This window comes from Pseudomonas sp. Eqa60 (assembly GCF_018326405.1).
GTDB classification, from domain to species: Bacteria; Pseudomonadota; Gammaproteobacteria; order Pseudomonadales; family Pseudomonadaceae; genus Aquipseudomonas; species Aquipseudomonas protegens.
The window spans coordinates 6,257,501-6,275,603 of record NZ_AP024342.1 but is presented as its reverse complement, the minus strand read 5'-3'; the positions used below and the strand labels follow the sequence as shown (position 1 = coordinate 6,275,603).

Below are 18,103 nucleotides of genomic sequence, written 5' to 3'. Positions count from 1 at the left end.
CATGAGCCTGATCAAAGCGTTGTTGCGGGCGCCCATGAGCGCCCAGTTCGGCCTGCTGGTGATTGTTGCCTACATACTGGTGGCGCTGTTCGCGCCGGTGCTGGCGCCGTATGGCGAGACTGAAGTGGTCGGCGAAGGTTTTGCGCCCTGGGGCGGGCAGTTCCTGCTGGGTACCGATAACCTGGGCCGCGACATGTTCAGCCGCCTGGTGTATGGCGCGCGCAACACTCTGGGGATTGCCTTCCTGACGACGCTATTGGCCTTTGCCGTCGGCGGTTTCTGCGGGCTGGTAGCGGCGATCAGGGGCGGCTGGATCGACCAGGGCCTGTCGCGGCTGGTGGATATCCTCATGGCCATCCCGCAGCTGATCTTTGCCTTGCTGATCCTCAGCGTGGTCGGCACCAACGCCACCTCGCTGGTGCTGGTGATCGCGCTGCTGGATGCCACCCGGGTGTTTCGCCTGTCACGGGCGGTGGCGATGACCGTGGTGGTCCAGGACTTCGTCGAGGCCGCCCGGCTGCGTGGGGAAGGGCTGTGGTGGCTGGTCAGCCGCGAGGTGCTGCCCAATGCCGCCGCGCCGCTGATTGCCGAGTTCGGCCTGCGTTTTTGCTTCGTGTTTCTGTTCATCAGTGCGTTGTCGTTCCTGGGCCTGGGCATCCAGCCGCCGACCGCCGACTGGGGCAGCATGGTCCGCGACAATGCCGTGCTGATCACCTTCGGCGATATCAGCCCGCTGCTGCCGGCCCTGGCAGTGGCGCTGATCACCGTCAGCGTCAACTTTGTCGTGGACTGGGTGCTGCATCTTTCCAGCGGCCTGAAGGAGTGCTGAGCATGACCGTTCATCCAAGTGACAAGCCGCTACTGGAAATCCACGACCTGCGTATTGAAGGCCATTATCAGGACGCTTGGCACCCGCTGATCAAAGGCATCGACTTGAGCTTGCAGCGGGGCGAAGTACTGGGCCTGATTGGTGAATCGGGGGCGGGAAAGTCGACTCTGGGCCTGGCCTCCATGGGTTATGTGCGCGACGGTTGCCGTATCACGGGTGGCTCGGTGCGCTTCGATGGCCAGGAACTGGTGGGCGCCAAGCCCGAAGCCCTGCGCAAGCTGCGCGGCCTGCGTATCGCCTATGTCGCGCAAAGCGCGGCGGCCTCGTTCAACCCCGCGCACCGGCTGATCGACCAGCATGTCGAAACCGCGGTAAGGAACGCTGGTATCGACCGTGCCAAGGCACAAGCCGAAGCAGTGGAGCTCTACCGCATACTGCGTCTGCCCAACCCCGAGCAGATCGGCCAGCGCTACCCGCACCAGGTCTCCGGCGGTCAGTTGCAACGGGTGATGACCGCCATGGCCATGGCCTGCCACCCGGACCTGATCATCTTCGACGAACCGACCACGGCGCTGGATGTCACCACCCAGATCGAAGTGCTGGTGGCGATTCGCGATGCGGTGAAAACCTACGGGAGCGCCGCCTTGTACATCAGCCACGACCTGGCAGTGGTGGCGCAAATGGCCGATCGCATCATGGTTCTGCGTCACGGCAAGTTGGTGGAGGAGGCCGACACCCGGACCATGCTCGACGCCCCGCAGCAGGATTACACCAAATCGCTGTGGGCAGTACGTAGCTTGCGCACCGAACCCAAGCCGTGCCCACCGCAGGCAACACCGCTGCTGGAGGTACGCAAGGCCAGCGCCAGCTACGGCCATCAGCCGGTGCTGCATGATGTCTCGCTCAAGCTCTATCGTGGCCAGACCCTGGCGGTGATCGGCGAGTCGGGCAGCGGCAAGAGCTCTACGGCACGCTTGATCACCGGGTTGTTGCCGCCGACCAGCGGCCAGGTGTTGTATGACGGAAAAGCGCTGCCAGCTGATTATCGCCAGCGCAGCAAGGAGCAATTGCGCCGATTGCAGATGATTTACCAGATCCCCGACACCGCGCTCAACCCGCGCCAGCGCATCGTCGACATCATCGGCCGGCCGCTGAGTTTCTACCTCGGCCTCAAGGGCCAGGCGCTGCGCCAGCGGGTCGCCGAGCTATTGGAGATGATCGAGCTGGACCCGGCGTTGTACATGGATCGCCAGCCCCGCGAACTGTCTGGCGGGCAGAAGCAGCGAATCTGTATCGCCCGGGCTCTGGCGGCCGAGCCGCAACTGATCATCTGCGACGAAGTCACCTCGGCCCTCGACCAACTGGTGGCCGAAGGCGTTCTGAAGCTGCTCAACCGCATCCAGCAGCAACTGGGCGTGGCCTACTTGTTCATCACCCACGACGTCGCCACCGTGCGCGCCATTGCCGACGAGGTACTGGTGATGCAGCGTGGGAAGGTGGTCGATCACGGCTGCCGGGAGGAGATCTTTACCCCGCCGTACCGCGACTACACCGGCTTGTTGTTCTCCAGTGAGCCAGAAATGGATCCGGACTGGCTCGACCATTTGCTGGAGAAAAGGGCGCTGGTTTCCTGACTTGGCCATGGTAAGAATAGCGCCCCTTTGATCAAGTGGCCGTGCTTCCTGTTCTGGCAGAGGCGTAATGCCCCTTGAGCCGCACGACAAAGGAGAGCAAGCAGGCGGCCACCACATTACGAACCGCGCCGTTTCGGTGATGGACTTGTGGCGTTTAAAGGGCCTCCAAGCCAGCTGCCGAGGCGGGCTGCGCAAAACGGTTTGCATGTCGTGCCGCCCGGCGCTCTGGAGCGCACGGCATACGCGGGGCCAGCCATGCATTGCGCTCCAACGGAGTGGGGCAGGTATCAACCATCGGAGTGAGTGCCGCAAGACCCAGCGGCAAATTGCAATCGACGCAGCCCCTTGATGAACGGTACAATCGCGCCTCGAAGCTCGGCTGCGGAACGCCGTCGAGTGCTCAATTACGGTTAGGTCCTATGCTTTACATTGCAACGATTCGTTTTAGTCAGTGGTGGCGCTTCCAATAGGAAGCGGCACGTCGTTGCGGTTTTTTAACCGAACCCTGCCGCCGTAATCGGCAAGCAGGGATCAAGGATCTAATAGCTCTCCGGCACGGCGGCTCCAAACCCCAGGAGAACGCTGCATGCCAATCAGTCTCCCCACGCAGTACACCTTCGCCCGGCGGCAATGCCATCGGGTGCATCGTCATGCCCAACGTTCTGCCGGCTTGCGCTGGCGATGGCCGACGATGGCGTGGCGAGCTGAGCGACATTGCATAGATAAGGCGGTTCAATTCCATCACCTTGTCTGCCCTGCCGACAGCTTGCAGCATTCGGGTGCGCAAGCTCGCCCGGCACGCTCCACTGCGCTTGTGTATATCAATGTGCATATCGACACCCTGAGTTGCATGCACACCTACTTTAAAATCAATAAGTTGGAGCATGTATGCTGCTGATGATTGATAACTACGACTCCTTCACCTACAACGTCGTCCAGTACCTGGGCGAGTTGGGAGCTGAGGTGAAGGTAGTGCGCAATGACGAACTGACCGTGGCTCAGATCGAGGCGCTCAAGCCCGAGCGCATCGTGGTCTCGCCCGGGCCTTGCACGCCGACCGAAGCCGGTATTTCCATCGAGGCGATCAAGCATTTCGCCGGCAAGCTGCCGATTCTCGGCGTATGCCTGGGGCATCAGTCCATCGGCCAGGCCTTTGGCGGCCAGGTGGTGCGTGCCCGGCAAGTGATGCACGGCAAGACCAGCCCGGTGTTCCACCGTGACCTGGGGGTGTTCAACGGCCTGAACATGCCGCTGACCGTAACCCGTTACCACTCGCTGGTGGTCAAGCACGAGAGCTTGCCCGAGTGCCTCGAAGTCACGGCCTGGACCCAGCTGGAAGACGGCTCCGTCGACGAGATCATGGGGTTGCGCCACAAGACGCTGAATATCGAGGGGGTGCAATTTCACCCCGAGTCTATTCTCACCGAGCAGGGCCACGAGCTGTTCGCCAACTTTCTCAAACAGAGCGGCGGCACGCGCTAAGGACTTTTCATGGATATCAAGACTGCCTTGAGCCGTATCGTCGGCCACCTGGACCTGAGCACCGAAGAAATGCGTTCGGTAATGCGTGAAATCATGACCGGCCAATGCACCGATGCGCAGATTGGCGCCTTCATGATGGCCATGCGCATGAAAAGCGAAAGCATCGACGAGATCGTCGGTGCGGTATCGGCAATGCGCGAGCTGGCGGACCGGGTCGAGCTGAAAACCCTGGATGGCGTGGTGGATGTAGTGGGCACCGGCGGCGACGGGGCGAACATCTTCAACGTGTCCACGGCTTCCTCCTTTGTGGTCGCAGCGGCCGGTTGCACTGTGGCCAAGCACGGCAACCGCGCGGTGTCCGGCAAGAGCGGCAGCGCCGACCTGCTGGAAGCGGCAGGGATCTATTTGAACCTGACCCCGGTCCAGGTGGCGCGCTGCATCGATAACGTCGGCATCGGCTTCATGTTTGCCCAGTCCCATCACGGGGCGATGAAATATGCCGCCGGCCCGCGTCGCGACCTTGGCCTGCGCACCCTGTTCAACATGCTCGGCCCGCTTACGAATCCGGCCGGAGTCAAGCATCAGGTGGTAGGCGTGTTCACTCAGGCGTTGTGCCGGCCCTTGGCCGAAGTCTTGCAACGCCTGGGCAGCAAGCACGTTCTGGTGGTGCATTCCCAGGATGGTCTGGACGAGTTCAGCCTGGCTGCGCCCACCTATGTGGCCGAGCTGAAGAATGACCAGATCACCGAGTACTGGGTACAGCCCGAGGATCTGGGCATGAAGAGCCAGAGTCTGTTCGGCCTGGTGGTGGAAAGCCCGGCGGCCTCCCTGGAGCTGATCCGCGATGCCCTGGGGCGCCGCAAGACCGAGCATGGCCAGAAGGCCGCCGAAATGATTGTGCTCAATGCGGGTGCGGCGCTGTATGCCGCCGATCATGCCAGTAGCCTGAAAGAGGGCGTGGCCCTGGCTCACGACGCCTTGCACACCGGCCTGGCCCGGGAGAAGCTCGAAGAGCTGGGTGCCTTTACCGCGGTGTTCAAGCAGGAGAATGAAGGATGAGTGTGCCGACAGTTCTGGAAAAAATCCTCGCCCGTAAAGCCGAGGAGGTTGCCGAGCGCAGCGCCCGCGTCAGCCTGGCCGAGCTGGAAACCCTGGCGCGTGCTGCCGATGCACCACGGGGTTTCGCCCGGGCCTTGCAGGATCAGGTCAAGCTCAAGCAGCCGGCAGTGATAGCCGAGATCAAGAAGGCTTCGCCGAGCAAAGGCGTGATCCGTGAGAACTTCGTTCCGGCGGACATTGCCAAGAGCTACGAGAAAGGCGGTGCCACTTGTCTGTCCGTGCTGACCGATGTCGATTACTTCCAGGGTGCCGATGCGTACCTGCAGCAGGCCCGCGCCGCCTGCAAGCTGCCGGTGATCCGCAAGGACTTCATGATCGACCCGTACCAGATCGTCGAAGCCCGTGCCCTGGGCGCCGACTGCGTATTGCTGATTGTCGCTGCGCTGGATGACGCGCGGATGGCGGAGCTGGCGGCGGTGGCCAAGGGCGTTGGCCTGGATGTGCTGGTGGAAGTGCATGATGGTGATGAGCTGGAGCGGGCGTTGAAGACCCTCGACACACCGCTGGTTGGGGTCAACAACCGCAACCTGCACACCTTCGAAGTCAATCTGGAGACCACCCTCGACCTGCTGCCACGCATTCCCCGCGAGCGCCTGGTGATTACCGAGAGCGGCATCCTCAACCGTGCCGATGTCGAGCTGATGGAAATCAGCGATGTCTATTCGTTCCTGGTGGGTGAGGCGTTCATGCGTGCCGAAAGCCCGGGCAGCGAATTGCAGCGTCTGTTCTTCCCTGAGCGCGGCGTGCCGGTCAGCGGCTCGACCCTGGACTGAACCCGTGACAATGAACAAGCCGGCGATGCCGGCTTTTTCATGCCTATCGCCAAGGATTTCTACTGCCATGACTCAACCCCTTGCCTTGACTGTCGAAGCCGGCCTGCAGGCCGAGCAAGATCTGCTGGCCCTGGTGTGTACCGGTGAACAAGAGTTCGGCCTGCTGTTCTGGCAGCCCAGTGACCGGGCGCTGGTGATGCCTCGGCGCTTGAGCCGCCTGCCTGGATTTGAACGGGCCTGCGAGGAGTCGGCCGCCAACGGCTGGCCGGTGCTGTTGCGCGAAACCGGCGGCGAGCCGGTGCCGCAGTCGGCGGCCACGGTGAACATCGCACTGGTCTACGCCCCGCCGCGCAGCGAAGGGGATCAGGGCCGGATCGAAACCGCGTACCGGCGCCTGTGTCAGCCGATCTGCGACCTGCTCAGCGAGCTGGGGGGCAACCCGTCATTGGGCGAAGTGGAAGGGGCGTTCTGCGATGGTCGCTTCAACGTCAACCTGGACGGGCGCAAGATGGTCGGCACCGCCCAGCGCTGGCGTCAGAGCAAGGGTGGCCAGCGGCCAGTGGGCCTGGTGCATGGTGCCTTGCTGCTGGATAACGAACGCGATTCGATGGTGAACGCGGTCAATACTTTCAATCAGGCCTGTGGCCTGGAACAGCGCTGCCGGGCCGAAAGTCATATCGCCCTGCACGAGGCCTTTGCGGCGCCCGATGCGCTAGTGCGGCTGGAGAGCCTGTACCGGCAGATGCTCAAGGGCTTCCTTGGGGATTAGCGGGTGCCGAATACCACCATGGTCTTGCCCTTGACGTGAACCAGGTTGCGTTCTTCCAGATCCTTGAGGACGCGACCGACCATTTCCCGTGAACAACCGACGATCCGGCCGATTTCCTGGCGGGTGATCTTGATCTGCATGCCATCCGGGTGGGTCATGGCGTCCGGTTGCTTGCACAGCTCCAGCAGGCAGCGGGCCACCCGCCCGGTCACGTCGAAGAATGCCAGGTCGCCGACCTTGCGCGTGGTGTTGCGCAGGCGCTGGGCGATCTGCCCGCTGAGCACATAGAGGATGTCCGGGTCGTTCTGCGACAGTTCGCGGAACTTGGCGTAGCTGATCTCGGCAACCTCGCACTCTACCTTGGCGCGCACCCAGGCGCTGCGCTGCTGCTCATGGCCGGCCTCTTCGAAGAGCCCCAGTTCGCCGAAGAAGTCTCCGGCATTGAGGTAGGCGATGATCATCTCCCGACCGTCATCGTCTTCGATGAGGATGGTCACCGAGCCCTTGATGATGAAGTACAGGCTGTCGGACACATCACCGGCGCAGATGATGTTGCTCTTGGCCTGATACCGGCGGCGTTGACAGTGCATGAGCAACTTGTCGAGATTTTTGATCTTGGGGGTGGGGGCAATAGCAACCATGGTTGTATCCCGAAAAGACTGCACGGTATGAGGTGTTTTTTTTATGGGGCGTAAAACGAAGGTGTTGAACGCTGGCGATGCGCCAGTCATTTGGCGTCAGCTTAACAGACACGTCCTTGGCTCAATTAAGATTTTTCTTATCGAAAACCGGTATTGAGGGACAAACGGTCAAAGCGCTGTGGCTGGAAAACCCTGTGCTAAGCTGGCGACCCTTTTTTAACAGTGGAGTCTTGGCGATGAAGGCACGCATCCAATGGGCTGGCGAAGCCATGTTCCTCGGCGAATCGGGCAGTGGCCACGTAGTGGTGATGGATGGCCCGCCGGAAGCCGGTGGCCGCAACCTGGGTGTTCGCCCTATGGAAATGCTCCTGCTCGGCGTGGGCGGTTGCAGCAACTTCGATGTGGTCAGCATTCTCAAGAAGTCGCGCCAGGCGGTTGATAGCTGCGAGGTGTTCCTGGATGCCGAGCGTGCCACCGAAGACCCCAAGGTCTTCACCAAGATCCACATGCATTTCGTGGTAAAGGGCCGAGGCCTCAAAGAAGCCCAGGTCAAGCGGGCCATCGAGCTGTCTGCCGAGAAATACTGCTCGGCGTCTATCATGCTCGGCGCGGCCGGTGTGGCCATCACTCATGATTACGAAATCGTCGAGCTGGGCTGAACCCGCGCGGATTCTGGCGGTAAAAGAAAAGGGCGCTTCGATAGCGCCCTTTTTGATGCCCGTGGTTTGGAATCAGATCCGGTAGGTGCTCTTGGTCATGACCTTGGCCAGCAGGCTCATGCCGAATTTCACCGGTGCCGGGAAGCGGAACCCGCCGGCTTCGAGCGCGGTTTCAGCATGATGTTCTTCGTCGATGCGCATCTGTTCGAGAATCGCTCGGGACTTTTCGTCTTCGGCCGGCAGTTGCTCCAGATGCTCGTTCAGGTGCTTGCACACCTGGTCTTCAGTGGCGGCAACGAACCCCAGGCTGACCTTGTCGCTGATCAGGCCTGCCGCGGCGCCGATGCCGAAGGACAAACCGTAGAACAGCGGGTTGAGCACGCTCGGGTGGCTGCCCAACTGGCGGATGCGCTGTTCGCACCAGGCCAGGTGGTCGATTTCTTCTTCGGCGGCATGTTCCATGGCCTGGCGTACCTGAGGCAGCTTGGCGGTCAGGGCCTGGCCCTGGTACAGCGCCTGGGCGCAGACTTCCCCGGTGTGGTTGATGCGCATCAGGCCGGCCACGTGCCGGGTGTCCTCGTCACTCATCTGCGCTTCCGGCTGCACGATGGCCGGCGACGGGCGATAAGGTTGGCCGCTGAAAGGCAGCAGCGTGCGCATCGCCATATCGGCTTGCAACAGCAGGCGGTCGATCGGCGAGTAGTGACGTTGGGTAGTCATGCTTATCTCCGGGAGAAATCTCGGCGGCCAGTTTACTCCAATCAAAGGAGCGAAAACTGCGCTGGATCAGCGCACCCTCGTCCTCGATGGTCCGAGAGGGCGCTGCGCAAGGGGTGGGTGGGGGCAATCAGCCCGGCGGCCAGTTCATCTGGCGCTGACCCAGCACGTGCATGTGAATGTGATACACGGTCTGCCCACCCAGCTCGTTGCAGTTCATGACCACCCGGAAGCCGTCTTCGCAGCCTTGCTCCTTGGCCAGGCGCTGGGCGGTGAACAGAATGTGTCCGGCCAGGGTCTTGTCGTCCTCGGTGAGGTCGTTGAGGGTACGGATGGGTTTCTTCGGGATCACCAGGAAATGCACCGGCGCTTGCGGGGCAATATCGTGGAAGGCCAGAACCTGGTCGTCCTCGTAGATGATCTTCGCGGGTATTTCTCTGTTGATGATCTTGGTGAACAGAGTATCCACAGCTGTTTCTCCATTGGGTTGGTCCGGGCCGAGTGTACTCAGGTGCACAAGGTGCGCCCAGCCCCGACTCTTAACGTGGGCAGTAGGCCCGATTGACGTAACCGACGATCTTGCGGGTCAGCCAGCGTGAACTCAGGCGGGCGCTGAAGGCCATCCAGCGGTTCAGGCGGCCGGGAATGATGATGGCGCGGTTCTTTTCCAGGGCGCGGATCGCATACAGCGCGACCTCCTCGGGGCTCATGAGCAGCTTGCTGTCCTTGAGTTTGGTGGTGTCCATTTGTGCGGTGCGGAAAAATGCGGTGCGGGTCGGCCCCGGGCAGAGTACCGAGACCTTCACCGCGCACTTCTTCAATTCTTCGCGCAACCCTTCGGAGAAATGCAGGACATAGGCCTTGCTGGCGTAGTAGCTGCTCATCCAGGGGCCGGGATAGAAGGCTGCCACCGAGGCGACATTGAGGATCTGCCCGCCGCCCAGCAGCGCCATGCTGTTGCCCAGGGCATGACACAGGCGGGTGAGGGCGAGGATGTTGACCTCGATCAGGTCCTGCTCGGTCATCCAGTCCTGGGCCAGGAACGGGCCGCTGGTGCCGATGCCGGCGCAATTGACCAGCAGGTCGATCTGCCGGTCACCCTCCTCCAGCTCCAGCAGGAAACCGGACAGGCGCAGTGGTTCGCCCAGGTCGCAGGCGCGGAACAGCACTTCGACGCCGAAGCGCTGGGTCAATTCCAGGGCGATGCATTCCAGCTGATCACGCTGACGGGCCACGAGAATCAAGTTACGGCCGCGCCGGGCCAGTGCTTCGGCCAGGGCCAGGCCTATGCCGCTGGAAGCACCAGTGATCAGAGCGTAACGGGTCATGCATTTCTCCATCGCAACGGCCGGCGGCCTGCGACGGGGGAGGGTCGCAGGCCCGGGCGCGTTTATTCTTGCTCGGACTCGGATTCTACAGGGGCGGCGATATCGGCGGGTTCGGCATCTTCATCGGCGCTGCTGGAGTCGATGCTTTCGCTGTAGCTGGTTTCGCTGTAGCGATCTTCCAGGGAGCTCAGGCCGCCGGCCACCATGCCCACGATCAGTGCGACGATCAGGACGACCCACATCCAGGACAGCACCTTGACGGCGGTGGTGTTGGGCGGTGGTGGGGCGCCGTAGCGGTTGGCCACGTTGCTGCCCGGGCTGACCATCAGCACCAGAGGGAAGATGCTGCCGACGATGGGCACGAAGTTCAGCAGCCACAGCCAGCCCGACCAGCCGAGATCGTGCAGGCGCTGCACGCTGATCTGAATGCTGACCACGAGGAAACCGATGAAGACCACGATGCCGCCGACAATTCCCAGGCCGGTGAGCAGGGTGGAATTGAACACCGCCGCGGACAGGATACCGAAGAAGGCGCCTACCCCGACCACGGCCAGCATGGCCACCGTCAGGACCAGAGTCCAGGCCAGGTAGCGCAGGCGACCGATACGGCCTTCGAAGCTGAATACGTTGAGTGCGGCGTATTGTGGGATTGCATCGCCTACTACGGCTTGCGGGGGCGCATAGGGCGACTCGCTGAGGCTGCTGGCCCTGGGTGTGGGGGTTACTGCGTCTAGATCCAGCTTCAGGGCCTGCTCGGATTCGATGCGGGCATCGATCCCGGCGTTCTTCAATGCTTCCAGATAGCGCTGGGCGTCGGCCTGCGTCAGGTCGCGCTTGAGCTCCACCTGCTGGCCGCTGAACAGGCGTTCTACGGCGGCCGTATCGCTTTTGAACAGTTCGGCGAGGTTCAGTTGGGCAGTGGCTTTTTCCACGCCGGGCAGCAATGTGCCGTCGAAAACGATCTTGTAGCGGGTTTCGCTCATGGGGGCATCCCTGTCACTTGAAAAGAAGGTTTACATAAAAGACCGACAGTTTAAGGCCAGCGCCCCTCGGCTGGCCAAAAAACTAATGAGAACGGGTTAACGTGGCCAGCGTTTGCTCAGTTGGCTGGCGCGTTGCTGGGCCGCCTGATATTCGCTGTCCAGGCGCGCGATCAATTGGTCGACGCTGGGCAGGTCGTCGATTTCACAGACCCCCTGGCCTGCGGACCAGACGGTTTTCCAGGCTTTTGCCTCATCACTGATGGGTTTGAGCTTGGAGCCGAAGTTGATCTCACCTTTGCCTTGCAGGGCGGCCAGGTCGAAACCTGCGTTCTCCAGGCTTTGGCGCATGAAGCTGGCAGGTACTCCAGAAACCGCGGCGGTATGCACGATGTCGGCGGCTCGAGAGCTGAGTAGCATCTCTTTATAGGCATCCGGTGCGTGGCTTTCGGTGGTACCGATAAAGCGGGTGCCCAAGTAGGCAAGGTCGGCGCCAAGCAGCTGTGCGGCAAGAATCTCGTGGCCCCGGTTCAGGCAGCCGGCCAGTAGCAGGGTCTTGTCGAAGAACTGGCGGATCTCGGCGACCAGAGAGAAGGGGCTCCAGGTGCCTGCATGGCCACCCGCTCCGGCTGCGACGGCGATCAGCCCATCGACACCCGCCTCGGCGGCTTTCTCTGCGTGCCGGCGGGTGGTCACGTCATGAAATACCAGGCCGCCGTAGCTGTGCACGGCGTCCACTACTTCCTTGACCGCGCCGAGGCTGGTGATGACGATCGGTACCTTGTGCTCGATGCAGATCTGCAAGTCGGCCTGCAGCCGTGGATTGCTGTTGTGCACGATCAGGTTCACGGCGTAGGGAGCAGGGTTCTCCAGCTTGGCCAGGCCCGCTTCGATCTCCTCCAGCCAGGCCTTGAAACCGCTGCTTTCGCGCTGATTGAGGGCGGGAAAGCTACCCACCACACCATTGCGACAGCAGGCCAGGACCAGTTCCGGGTTGGAGATCAGAAACATCGGCGCGGCCACCAGGGGCAGGCGCAGACGTTGTTCGAGCAAAGCGGGCAGTGACATTGGAGTACCCCCAGGGAAGCGACTAGTTAGAGTTAGAACGGCCGTACAACGACCAAAATTACAATAGCCAGCAATATCAGAACCGGTACTTCATTGAACCAGCGATAAAAGACATGGCTGCGGGTGTTTTCGCCACGGGCGAAGCGCTTCACTTGCGCGCCGCACATGTGGTGATAGCCGATGAGGATGACCACCAAGGTCAGTTTGGCGTGCATCCAGCCGCCCTGGCCGAAATACGCGCTGGGGTTGAGGCTGATCAGCCAGATGCCAAAGATCAGTGCCGCGATCATCGCAGGCCCCATGATGAAGCGGTACAGCTTGCGTTCCATCAGGCAGAAGCGCTCGCGGCTGATGCTGTCCTCGCTTTGGGCGTGGTAAACGAACAGGCGTGGCAGGTAGAAAAGGCCGGCAAACCAGCAGACCACGCTGACGATATGAAAGGCTTTGAGCCATAGATAGAGCATTTTTAGTTATTCCCAGGTTCACGGTGGCGAAGATAGTAGAGGGTAGAGCGTCCGCACGTCACCTTGACGGTTGTCGCAGGGGCGCGCCGCCCCTATTATCGGCAGCTTTCCAGTGGGTTCGTTGAGGGCAGGTTTATGGTCAAGGTCGGTATCGTCGGCGGCACGGGTTACACCGGTGTCGAACTGCTGCGTCTGTTGGCACAGCATCCGCAAGCGCGAGTGGAAGTCATCACTTCGCGATCCGAGGCTGGCCTGGCCGTTGCTGACATGTACCCGAACCTGCGTGGCCATTACGACGGCCTGGCGTTCAGCGTGCCGGATATCAAGACCCTTGGTGCCTGTGACGTGGTGTTCTTTGCCACCCCCCATGGCGTGGCGCATGCACTGGCTGGCGAACTGCTGGCTGCGGGGACCAAGGTCATCGACCTATCGGCAGACTTCCGCCTGCAGGATGCCGATGAGTGGGCCAAGTGGTACGGTCAGCCTCACGGTGCCCCTCAATTGCTGGAGGAAGCGGTCTACGGCCTGCCGGAAGTCAATCGCGAACAGATCAAGGAAGCCCGTTTGATTGCGGTTCCTGGCTGCTATCCAACCGCAACCCAGCTCGGTTTCCTGCCGCTGCTGGAAGCCGGTCTTGCCGACACTTCCCGGCTGATCGCCGACTGCAAATCCGGTGTCAGCGGTGCTGGCCGTGGGGCCAGCGTCGGGTCGCTGTACTCGGAAACTTCCGAGAGCATGAAGGCCTATGCGGTCAAGGGGCACCGTCATTTGCCGGAAATCCGTCAGGGCCTGCGCCGGGCAGCAGGCAAGGAAGTTGGCCTGACGTTCGTACCGCACCTGACGCCGATGATTCGCGGTATCCACTCCACGCTCTACTCCACGGTGGTGGATAAGTCGGTGGATCTGCAGGCGTTGTTCGAGAAGCGTTATGCCAATGAGCCGTTTGTCGATGTAATGCCGGCCGGCAGCCATCCGGAGACCCGCAGTGTGCGGGGTGCCAACGTGTGCCGGATTGCCGTGCACCGGCCGCAGGATGATGATCTGGTAGTGGTACTGTCGGTCATCGACAACCTGGTCAAGGGCGCTTCGGGCCAGGCGGTGCAGAACCTCAATATCCTGTTCGGCCTGGATGAGCGTCTGGGGCTGTCCCACGCGGGCATGCTGCCTTAACGTCGTTTTTGCGTGAACAAAAACGCCCGTCTGACGGGCCTTTCTGCTTTATACGGGTGGCTGTACGACTATTGATATACCGTAACAATAGTTGACCGCTTTTCTGGGAGAAGCGGATAATGCGCGTCATTACGCAGTATGGCGGCTTAACGCCGGGAGATAGTCAGCATGAGCGTTGAATCCTTCACCCCCACGGCTTTGCAATTCACTCAAGGTGCAGCGCACAAGGTGAAGACCCTGGTCGATGAAGAGGGTAATGATCGCTTGAAGCTGCGCGTATTCGTTACGGGCGGCGGTTGTTCGGGGTTTCAGTACGGTTTCACTTTCGATGAGGAAGTGGCCGAGGATGACACCATCGTCGAGCGCGAGGGCGTGAGCCTGGTGGTCGATCCGATGAGCTTCCAGTACCTGGCCGGTGCTGAAGTGGACTACCAGGAAGGCCTGGAAGGTTCGCGGTTCGTGATCAAGAACCCCAATGCCACCACTACCTGTGGTTGCGGGTCGTCGTTCTCGATCTGACCAGCCGGCAGTAGCCATTCGCCGAACGCCGCAGGGGCCTGGGATCCTGCGGCGTTTTGCTGTCTGCTGTTCAAGCCGGGTAGATGGCGCCTAGTACACGCAGGCCACGGGCGCCGGTGACGCTGGGCCGGTTGGCAGCGATGCCTTCCAGGCAGCAGTGGGCCAGCCAGGCAAACGCCATAGCCTCTACCCAGTCGGGATCTACGCCATACGCCGCAGTGCTGCTGACCCGTGTTTGCGGGAGGAGGGCTGCCAGGCGGCCCATGAGCGCTGCGTTATGCGCGCCGCCGCCGCACACCAGCAGCTCCTGGGTGTCACTTTGAGCGCTCTGCAGCGAATCGACGATGGTTAGAGCTGTCAGTTCGAGAAGGGTAGCCTGCACGTTTTCGGCGGCAATAGCGCCCCGTGCCCTCAGATGCCGCTGTAGCCAATCAAGATTGAATACCTCGCGCCCGGTGCTCTTCGGGCCTTGGGTGGCGAAGAACGGGTCGCTGAGCAGGGCTTGCAGGAGGGGCGGATCAACCTGGCCGCTGGCAGCCCACTGGCCATTGCGGTCGAAGTTCTCTGCGCGTTGGGCCTGGATCCAGGCATCGAGCAGGACGTTGCCCGGGCCACAGTCGAATCCGGCCACCGGCTTGGCGGTTTCGATCAGGCTCAGGTTGCTGAACCCGCCAACGTTCAGCACGGCGCGGTTTCCCGGGCGCTGGTCGAACAGGGCTTCGTGAAAGGCCGGAACCAGCGGCGCGCCTTGCCCGCCCGCTGCCACGTCGCGGCTGCGGAAGTCGCTGACGACAGTGATCCCGGTCAGCTCAGTGAGCAGGGCTGGGTTGCCGATCTGCACCGTGAACCCGCGGCTTGGCTCATGGCGCACGGTTTGTCCGTGGCTGCCGATAGCGCGAATGTCTTGAGGGTGCAGTTGCTGTTGTTGCAGAAGCTGGTTGATGGCCTGGGCGGCCAGTTCGACCCAGTGCTGTTGGGCGATGGCGGAACGGGCGATCTCGTCGGGGCCACTGGCGCACAAACCCAGGAGTTCGGCGCGCAGGGCATCGGGCATGGGGATGTAGCGAGTGGCGACCAATCTGAGCGCCGGGCTTTGCTCGATCAGGGCGATGTCCAGGCCATCAAGGCTGGTACCGGACATCACACCTATATAGAGCGCCATGGCTTAGCGCTTGCTGGAGGCCAGCATCGTGGCCTTTTCCTGATCCATCCGGGCCATCAGAGGCTGGCTCTGCTGCAGGAAGCGTGCTCGTTCGGCCTTGGCGATCGGGTCGGCCATGGGCAGCTTCTGGCCCAGCGGATCCACGTGGACACCGTTGACCTGGAACTCATAGTGCAGGTGCGGTCCGGTGGACAGCCCGGTGGTACCGATATAGCCGATGACCTGGCCCTGTTTCACCGAGCCGCCAGTCTTCACACCCTTGGCAAAGCCCTGCATATGGCCGTACAGGGTGCGGTAGGTGTTGCCGTGCTGGATGATCACGGTATTGCCATAACCGCCACGACGGCCAGCTAGCAGCACCTTGCCATCACCGGCAGCCTTGATTGGCGTGCCCCGTGGCGCGGCATAGTCCACGCCCTTGTGGGCACGGATCTTGTTCAGGATCGGGTGCTTGCGGCCCATGGAAAAGCGCGAGCTGATGCGCGCGAAGTCCACCGGTGTACGGATGAAGGCCTTGCGCATGCTGTTGCCATCAGCGGTGTAGTAGCTGCTGGAACCCTGTTTGTTGGTGTAGCGCACTGCGGTGTAGGTCTTGCCACGGTTAGTGAAGCGCGCGGAGAGGATATTGCCTGTACCGACTACCTTGCCGTTGGCGACTTTTTGCTCATAGATCACGTCGAATTCGTCACCCTGGCGAATATCCTGAGCGAAGTCGATGTCGTAGCCGAAAACGTTGGCCATATCCATGGTCAGGCTGTGGGACAGCCCGGCGCGTGCGGCAGACTGCGAAAGCGAGCTGTTGATGACGCCGTGGACATAGGCAGAACGAACCACTGGCTTGGTGATCACGCGGCTGAACGTAAAGCCCTTGGGGCCTTTGGTCAGGGTGATGGTTTCCAGGTCGCTGACCTTGCTGTGCAGGTTGTTCAGTTGGCCATCAGGCGTCAGCTCGAACTCCAGCTTCTGGCCATGCTTGAGCTGGGAGAACTGCTTGGCCTGCTTGTCGCTGGCTAGTACTTCATGGACAGAAGTGGCTGGCAGGCCAACCTTTTCAAAGAGTGTGGAGAGGGTGTCGCCCTTGGTGACCAGAACTTCCCTGTGGCCGGGGGCTTTTGGCTCCTCCACGGCAGCAGGCACAGGTGCGGTTTCTGCGGTTTGCGTGGTGTCTTCGGCGGTGTTTTCGATCTGTGCGAAAGGTGAGGCAACGGCCTCGCTTGTGGCTTGTTCGGTGGATGCGGCGTCTTGATCTTGTGTCAGTTGCTCGATCGGGCTTTCCAGATCAAGGCTCAATGTCGTTTTTTTTGCTTCTACATCACTGGATGGAAATACCAGAAGGGCCAAGCTGAGAAGGGCCGCGATGCCACTTGCGGCGAGCAGGTGGCTCTTCGGATAAAGCGGTGGCGCTTTAGACGGTTCGGTGGTCATAGGTAATTTGACTTTGAAAAGATGAAATGGAAAAGATGAATGACATGATGAAGATGAAATAACTGTATAAAATATAACCAAATCATCTGTGACGCAAGGGCGCGGGCACTCTGCTTTCGGAATGCTCCCGTACGCCGGGCAAAACTTGTAATTAGTCCATGATCTTGTATGGTTGGTTCCCTTTTGAATCTGAGCCTTGCGGGTCTGTTATGAAGTCGGTTGAAGAGCAGCTAGCGCTGATCAAACGTGGTGCGGAAGAGTTGTTGGTCGAGTCCGAGTTGATCGAGAAGCTCAAGCGCGGCGAACCGCTGCGCATTAAGGCTGGCTTCGATCCGACGGCGCCGGATCTGCATCTCGGGCATACCGTACTTATTAATAAGCTGCGTCAGTTTCAGGACTTGGGTCACCAGGTAATCTTCCTGATTGGCGACTTCACCGGCATGATCGGTGACCCCAGTGGCAAAAGTGCCACGCGCCCACCCTTGACTCGCGAGCAGGTCCTGGAAAACGCAGATACCTATAAAAGCCAGGTTTTCAAGATTCTTGATCCTGCCAAGACTGAGGTGGCTTTCAACTCCACCTGGATGGACAAGATGGGACCGGCGGACTTCATTCGTCTAACTTCCCAGTACACCGTTGCGCGGATGCTCGAGCGCGACGACTTCGACAAGCGCTATTCGACCAATCAGCCGATTGCCATTCATGAGTTCCTGTATCCGTTGGTGCAAGGCTATGACTCGGTGGCATTGCGCGCCGATGTCGAGCTGGGCGGTACCGACCAGAAGTTCAACCTGCTGATGGGGCGTGAGCTGCAGCGCGGTTACGGTCAGGAGGCTCAGTGCATTCTGACCATGCCATTGCTCGAAGGGTTGGATGGCGTCAAGAAGATGTCCAAGTCTCTGGGTAACTATGTCGGTATCCAGGAGGCGCCTGGCGTGATGTACGGCAAGCTGGTGTCCATTCCTGATGCGTTGATGTGGCGTTACTTCGAGTTGCTCAGCTTCCGCTCCATGGATGAGATCAATGCATTCAAGGCGGATGTAGATGCTGGCGCTAACCCGCGTGACATCAAGATCAAGCTGGCCGAAGAGATTGTTGCGCGCTTCCATGGTGAAGAGGCTGCTGCAAATGCTCACCGTGCCGCAGGTAATCGCATGAAAGATGGCGAGCTGCCTGATGATCTGCCGGAAATCGAGCTGGTTGCTGCCGAGGATATGCCGATTGCGGCTGTCCTTAATAAGGCAGGGCTGGTGAAGAACGCCGCGGTGGCTCGGGATCTTCTAGGTTCGGGTGGTGTGCGGGTGGATGGTGAGGTTGTCGATCGCACCTATATATATGCAGTAGGTTCAACCCATGTGTGCCAA

Annotated in this window: 19 protein-coding genes (1 of these 19 only partly in view); 10 read left to right on the top strand and 9 right to left on the bottom strand. The window is 60.8% G+C overall.

What is annotated here, in order from left to right; translation table 11 throughout:
* The first annotated feature begins 1 nt into the window (after position 1).
* From KI242_RS28505 to KI242_RS28480, 6 genes are all read left to right on the top strand, one after another.
* Complete coding sequence (locus KI242_RS28505; protein ID WP_011063803.1) at positions 2-829, top strand: ABC transporter permease; 828 nt, start codon at positions 2-4, stop codon at positions 827-829.
* A gap of 2 nt (positions 830-831) precedes the next feature.
* Positions 832-2,463, top strand: coding sequence for an ABC transporter ATP-binding protein (locus KI242_RS28500; RefSeq protein ID WP_015637242.1), 1,632 nt, complete (start codon positions 832-834; stop codon positions 2,461-2,463).
* An 888-nt stretch (positions 2,464-3,351) separates the two neighbouring features.
* Positions 3,352-3,945, top strand: a complete 594-nt coding sequence (locus tag KI242_RS28495) for an aminodeoxychorismate/anthranilate synthase component II (RefSeq protein WP_011063801.1) — start codon at positions 3,352-3,354, stop codon at positions 3,943-3,945.
* Positions 3,946-3,954: 9 nt separating this feature from the next.
* Complete coding sequence (gene trpD / locus KI242_RS28490; RefSeq protein ID WP_011063800.1) at positions 3,955-5,004, top strand: anthranilate phosphoribosyltransferase; 1,050 nt, start codon at positions 3,955-3,957, stop codon at positions 5,002-5,004.
* Complete coding sequence (gene trpC, locus KI242_RS28485) at positions 5,001-5,837, top strand: indole-3-glycerol phosphate synthase TrpC (RefSeq protein ID WP_011063799.1); 837 nt, start codon at positions 5,001-5,003, stop codon at positions 5,835-5,837. The genes trpD and trpC overlap by 4 nt, the downstream gene beginning before the upstream one ends.
* Before the next feature lie 67 nt (positions 5,838-5,904).
* The gene (locus KI242_RS28480; protein WP_015637240.1) at positions 5,905-6,606 is read left to right on the top strand and encodes a lipoate--protein ligase family protein; all 702 of its coding nucleotides are present in this window, start codon (positions 5,905-5,907) and stop codon (positions 6,604-6,606) included.
* Here KI242_RS28480 and crp read toward each other — a convergent pair.
* Positions 6,603-7,247, bottom strand: a complete 645-nt coding sequence (gene crp, locus KI242_RS28475) for a cAMP-activated global transcriptional regulator CRP (RefSeq protein WP_011063797.1) — start codon at positions 7,245-7,247, stop codon at positions 6,603-6,605. The genes KI242_RS28480 and crp overlap by 4 nt on opposite strands.
* A gap of 236 nt (positions 7,248-7,483) precedes the next feature.
* Between crp and KI242_RS28470 the strand changes: the two genes are divergently transcribed.
* A complete protein-coding gene (locus tag KI242_RS28470; protein ID WP_212805733.1) occupies positions 7,484-7,906 on the top strand; it encodes an OsmC family protein in 423 nt (140 codons plus the stop codon).
* A 72-nt stretch (positions 7,907-7,978) separates the two neighbouring features.
* On the opposite strand, the gene coq7 is transcribed toward KI242_RS28470, so the two are convergent.
* From coq7 to hemJ, 6 genes are all read right to left on the bottom strand, one after another.
* Positions 7,979-8,626, bottom strand: a complete 648-nt coding sequence (coq7, locus tag KI242_RS28465; RefSeq protein ID WP_011063796.1) for a 2-polyprenyl-3-methyl-6-methoxy-1,4-benzoquinone monooxygenase — start codon at positions 8,624-8,626, stop codon at positions 7,979-7,981.
* 127 nt (positions 8,627-8,753) lie between these two features.
* Entirely contained in the window at positions 8,754-9,092 is a 339-nt protein-coding gene (locus KI242_RS28460; RefSeq protein WP_011063795.1) for a histidine triad nucleotide-binding protein, read from the bottom strand.
* Between the two features lie 70 nt (positions 9,093-9,162).
* The gene (locus KI242_RS28455) at positions 9,163-9,951 is read right to left on the bottom strand and encodes an SDR family oxidoreductase (RefSeq protein ID WP_015637239.1); all 789 of its coding nucleotides are present in this window, start codon (positions 9,949-9,951) and stop codon (positions 9,163-9,165) included.
* A gap of 62 nt (positions 9,952-10,013) precedes the next feature.
* Positions 10,014-10,934 carry a DUF805 domain-containing protein gene (locus KI242_RS28450; protein ID WP_077934863.1) on the bottom strand — a complete coding sequence of 307 codons (921 nt, stop codon included), beginning with the start codon at positions 10,932-10,934 and terminating at the stop codon, positions 10,014-10,016.
* Between the two features lie 96 nt (positions 10,935-11,030).
* Entirely contained in the window at positions 11,031-11,999 is a 969-nt protein-coding gene (locus KI242_RS28445) for a nitronate monooxygenase family protein (RefSeq protein WP_019092762.1), read from the bottom strand.
* A gap of 32 nt (positions 12,000-12,031) precedes the next feature.
* Positions 12,032-12,463, bottom strand: coding sequence for a protoporphyrinogen oxidase HemJ (gene hemJ, locus KI242_RS28440; protein WP_011063791.1), 432 nt, complete (start codon positions 12,461-12,463; stop codon positions 12,032-12,034).
* A gap of 135 nt (positions 12,464-12,598) precedes the next feature.
* Between hemJ and argC the strand changes: the two genes are divergently transcribed.
* Entirely contained in the window at positions 12,599-13,633 is a 1,035-nt protein-coding gene (gene argC / locus KI242_RS28435) for an N-acetyl-gamma-glutamyl-phosphate reductase (RefSeq protein ID WP_053160213.1), read from the top strand.
* A gap of 168 nt (positions 13,634-13,801) precedes the next feature.
* Positions 13,802-14,152: an iron-sulfur cluster insertion protein ErpA gene (erpA, locus tag KI242_RS28430; protein WP_011063789.1), complete on the top strand. Its 351-nt coding sequence runs from the start codon at positions 13,802-13,804 to the stop codon at positions 14,150-14,152.
* A gap of 70 nt (positions 14,153-14,222) precedes the next feature.
* On the opposite strand, the gene KI242_RS28425 is transcribed toward erpA, so the two are convergent.
* Together KI242_RS28425 and KI242_RS28420 are read right to left on the bottom strand one after the other, a co-directional pair.
* Complete coding sequence (locus KI242_RS28425) at positions 14,223-15,314, bottom strand: anhydro-N-acetylmuramic acid kinase (RefSeq protein WP_053154184.1); 1,092 nt, start codon at positions 15,312-15,314, stop codon at positions 14,223-14,225.
* Positions 15,315-15,317: 3 nt separating this feature from the next.
* Positions 15,318-16,739: a peptidoglycan DD-metalloendopeptidase family protein gene (locus tag KI242_RS28420; protein ID WP_011063787.1), complete on the bottom strand. Its 1,422-nt coding sequence runs from the start codon at positions 16,737-16,739 to the stop codon at positions 15,318-15,320.
* Between the two features lie 209 nt (positions 16,740-16,948).
* Between KI242_RS28420 and tyrS the strand changes: the two genes are divergently transcribed.
* On the top strand, positions 16,949-18,103 hold the 5' portion of the coding sequence (gene tyrS / locus KI242_RS28415; protein WP_212805732.1) for a tyrosine--tRNA ligase. Its footprint extends 45 nt past the window's final position; the window shows 1,155 of its 1,200 coding nt (coding positions 1-1,155); it begins with the start codon at positions 16,949-16,951; its stop codon lies beyond the right edge, outside the window.

What these genes read in the sequence shown, in the direction of transcription:
- KI242_RS28505 (WP_011063803.1), top strand. Translation starts at nt 2, where the DNA reads ATGAGCCTGATCAAAGCGTTGTTGCGGGCGCCCATGAGCGCCCAGTTC.
- KI242_RS28500 (WP_015637242.1), top strand. Translation starts at nt 832, where the DNA reads ATGACCGTTCATCCAAGTGACAAGCCGCTACTGGAAATCCACGACCTG.
- KI242_RS28495 (WP_011063801.1), top strand. Translation starts at nt 3,352, where the DNA reads ATGCTGCTGATGATTGATAACTACGACTCCTTCACCTACAACGTCGTC.
- trpD (WP_011063800.1), top strand. Translation starts at nt 3,955, where the DNA reads ATGGATATCAAGACTGCCTTGAGCCGTATCGTCGGCCACCTGGACCTG.
- trpC (WP_011063799.1), top strand. Translation starts at nt 5,001, where the DNA reads ATGAGTGTGCCGACAGTTCTGGAAAAAATCCTCGCCCGTAAAGCCGAG.
- KI242_RS28480 (WP_015637240.1), top strand. Translation starts at nt 5,905, where the DNA reads ATGACTCAACCCCTTGCCTTGACTGTCGAAGCCGGCCTGCAGGCCGAG.
- crp (WP_011063797.1), bottom strand. Translation starts at nt 7,247, where the DNA reads ATGGTTGCTATTGCCCCCACCCCCAAGATCAAAAATCTCGACAAGTTG.
- KI242_RS28470 (WP_212805733.1), top strand. Translation starts at nt 7,484, where the DNA reads ATGAAGGCACGCATCCAATGGGCTGGCGAAGCCATGTTCCTCGGCGAA.
- coq7 (WP_011063796.1), bottom strand. Translation starts at nt 8,626, where the DNA reads ATGACTACCCAACGTCACTACTCGCCGATCGACCGCCTGCTGTTGCAA.
- KI242_RS28455 (WP_015637239.1), bottom strand. Translation starts at nt 9,951, where the DNA reads ATGACCCGTTACGCTCTGATCACTGGTGCTTCCAGCGGCATAGGCCTG.
- KI242_RS28450 (WP_077934863.1), bottom strand. Translation starts at nt 10,934, where the DNA reads ATGAGCGAAACCCGCTACAAGATCGTTTTCGACGGCACATTGCTGCCC.
- KI242_RS28445 (WP_019092762.1), bottom strand. Translation starts at nt 11,999, where the DNA reads ATGTCACTGCCCGCTTTGCTCGAACAACGTCTGCGCCTGCCCCTGGTG.
- hemJ (WP_011063791.1), bottom strand. Translation starts at nt 12,463, where the DNA reads ATGCTCTATCTATGGCTCAAAGCCTTTCATATCGTCAGCGTGGTCTGC.
- argC (WP_053160213.1), top strand. Translation starts at nt 12,599, where the DNA reads ATGGTCAAGGTCGGTATCGTCGGCGGCACGGGTTACACCGGTGTCGAA.
- erpA (WP_011063789.1), top strand. Translation starts at nt 13,802, where the DNA reads ATGAGCGTTGAATCCTTCACCCCCACGGCTTTGCAATTCACTCAAGGT.
- KI242_RS28425 (WP_053154184.1), bottom strand. Translation starts at nt 15,314, where the DNA reads ATGGCGCTCTATATAGGTGTGATGTCCGGTACCAGCCTTGATGGCCTG.
- KI242_RS28420 (WP_011063787.1), bottom strand. Translation starts at nt 16,739, where the DNA reads ATGACCACCGAACCGTCTAAAGCGCCACCGCTTTATCCGAAGAGCCAC.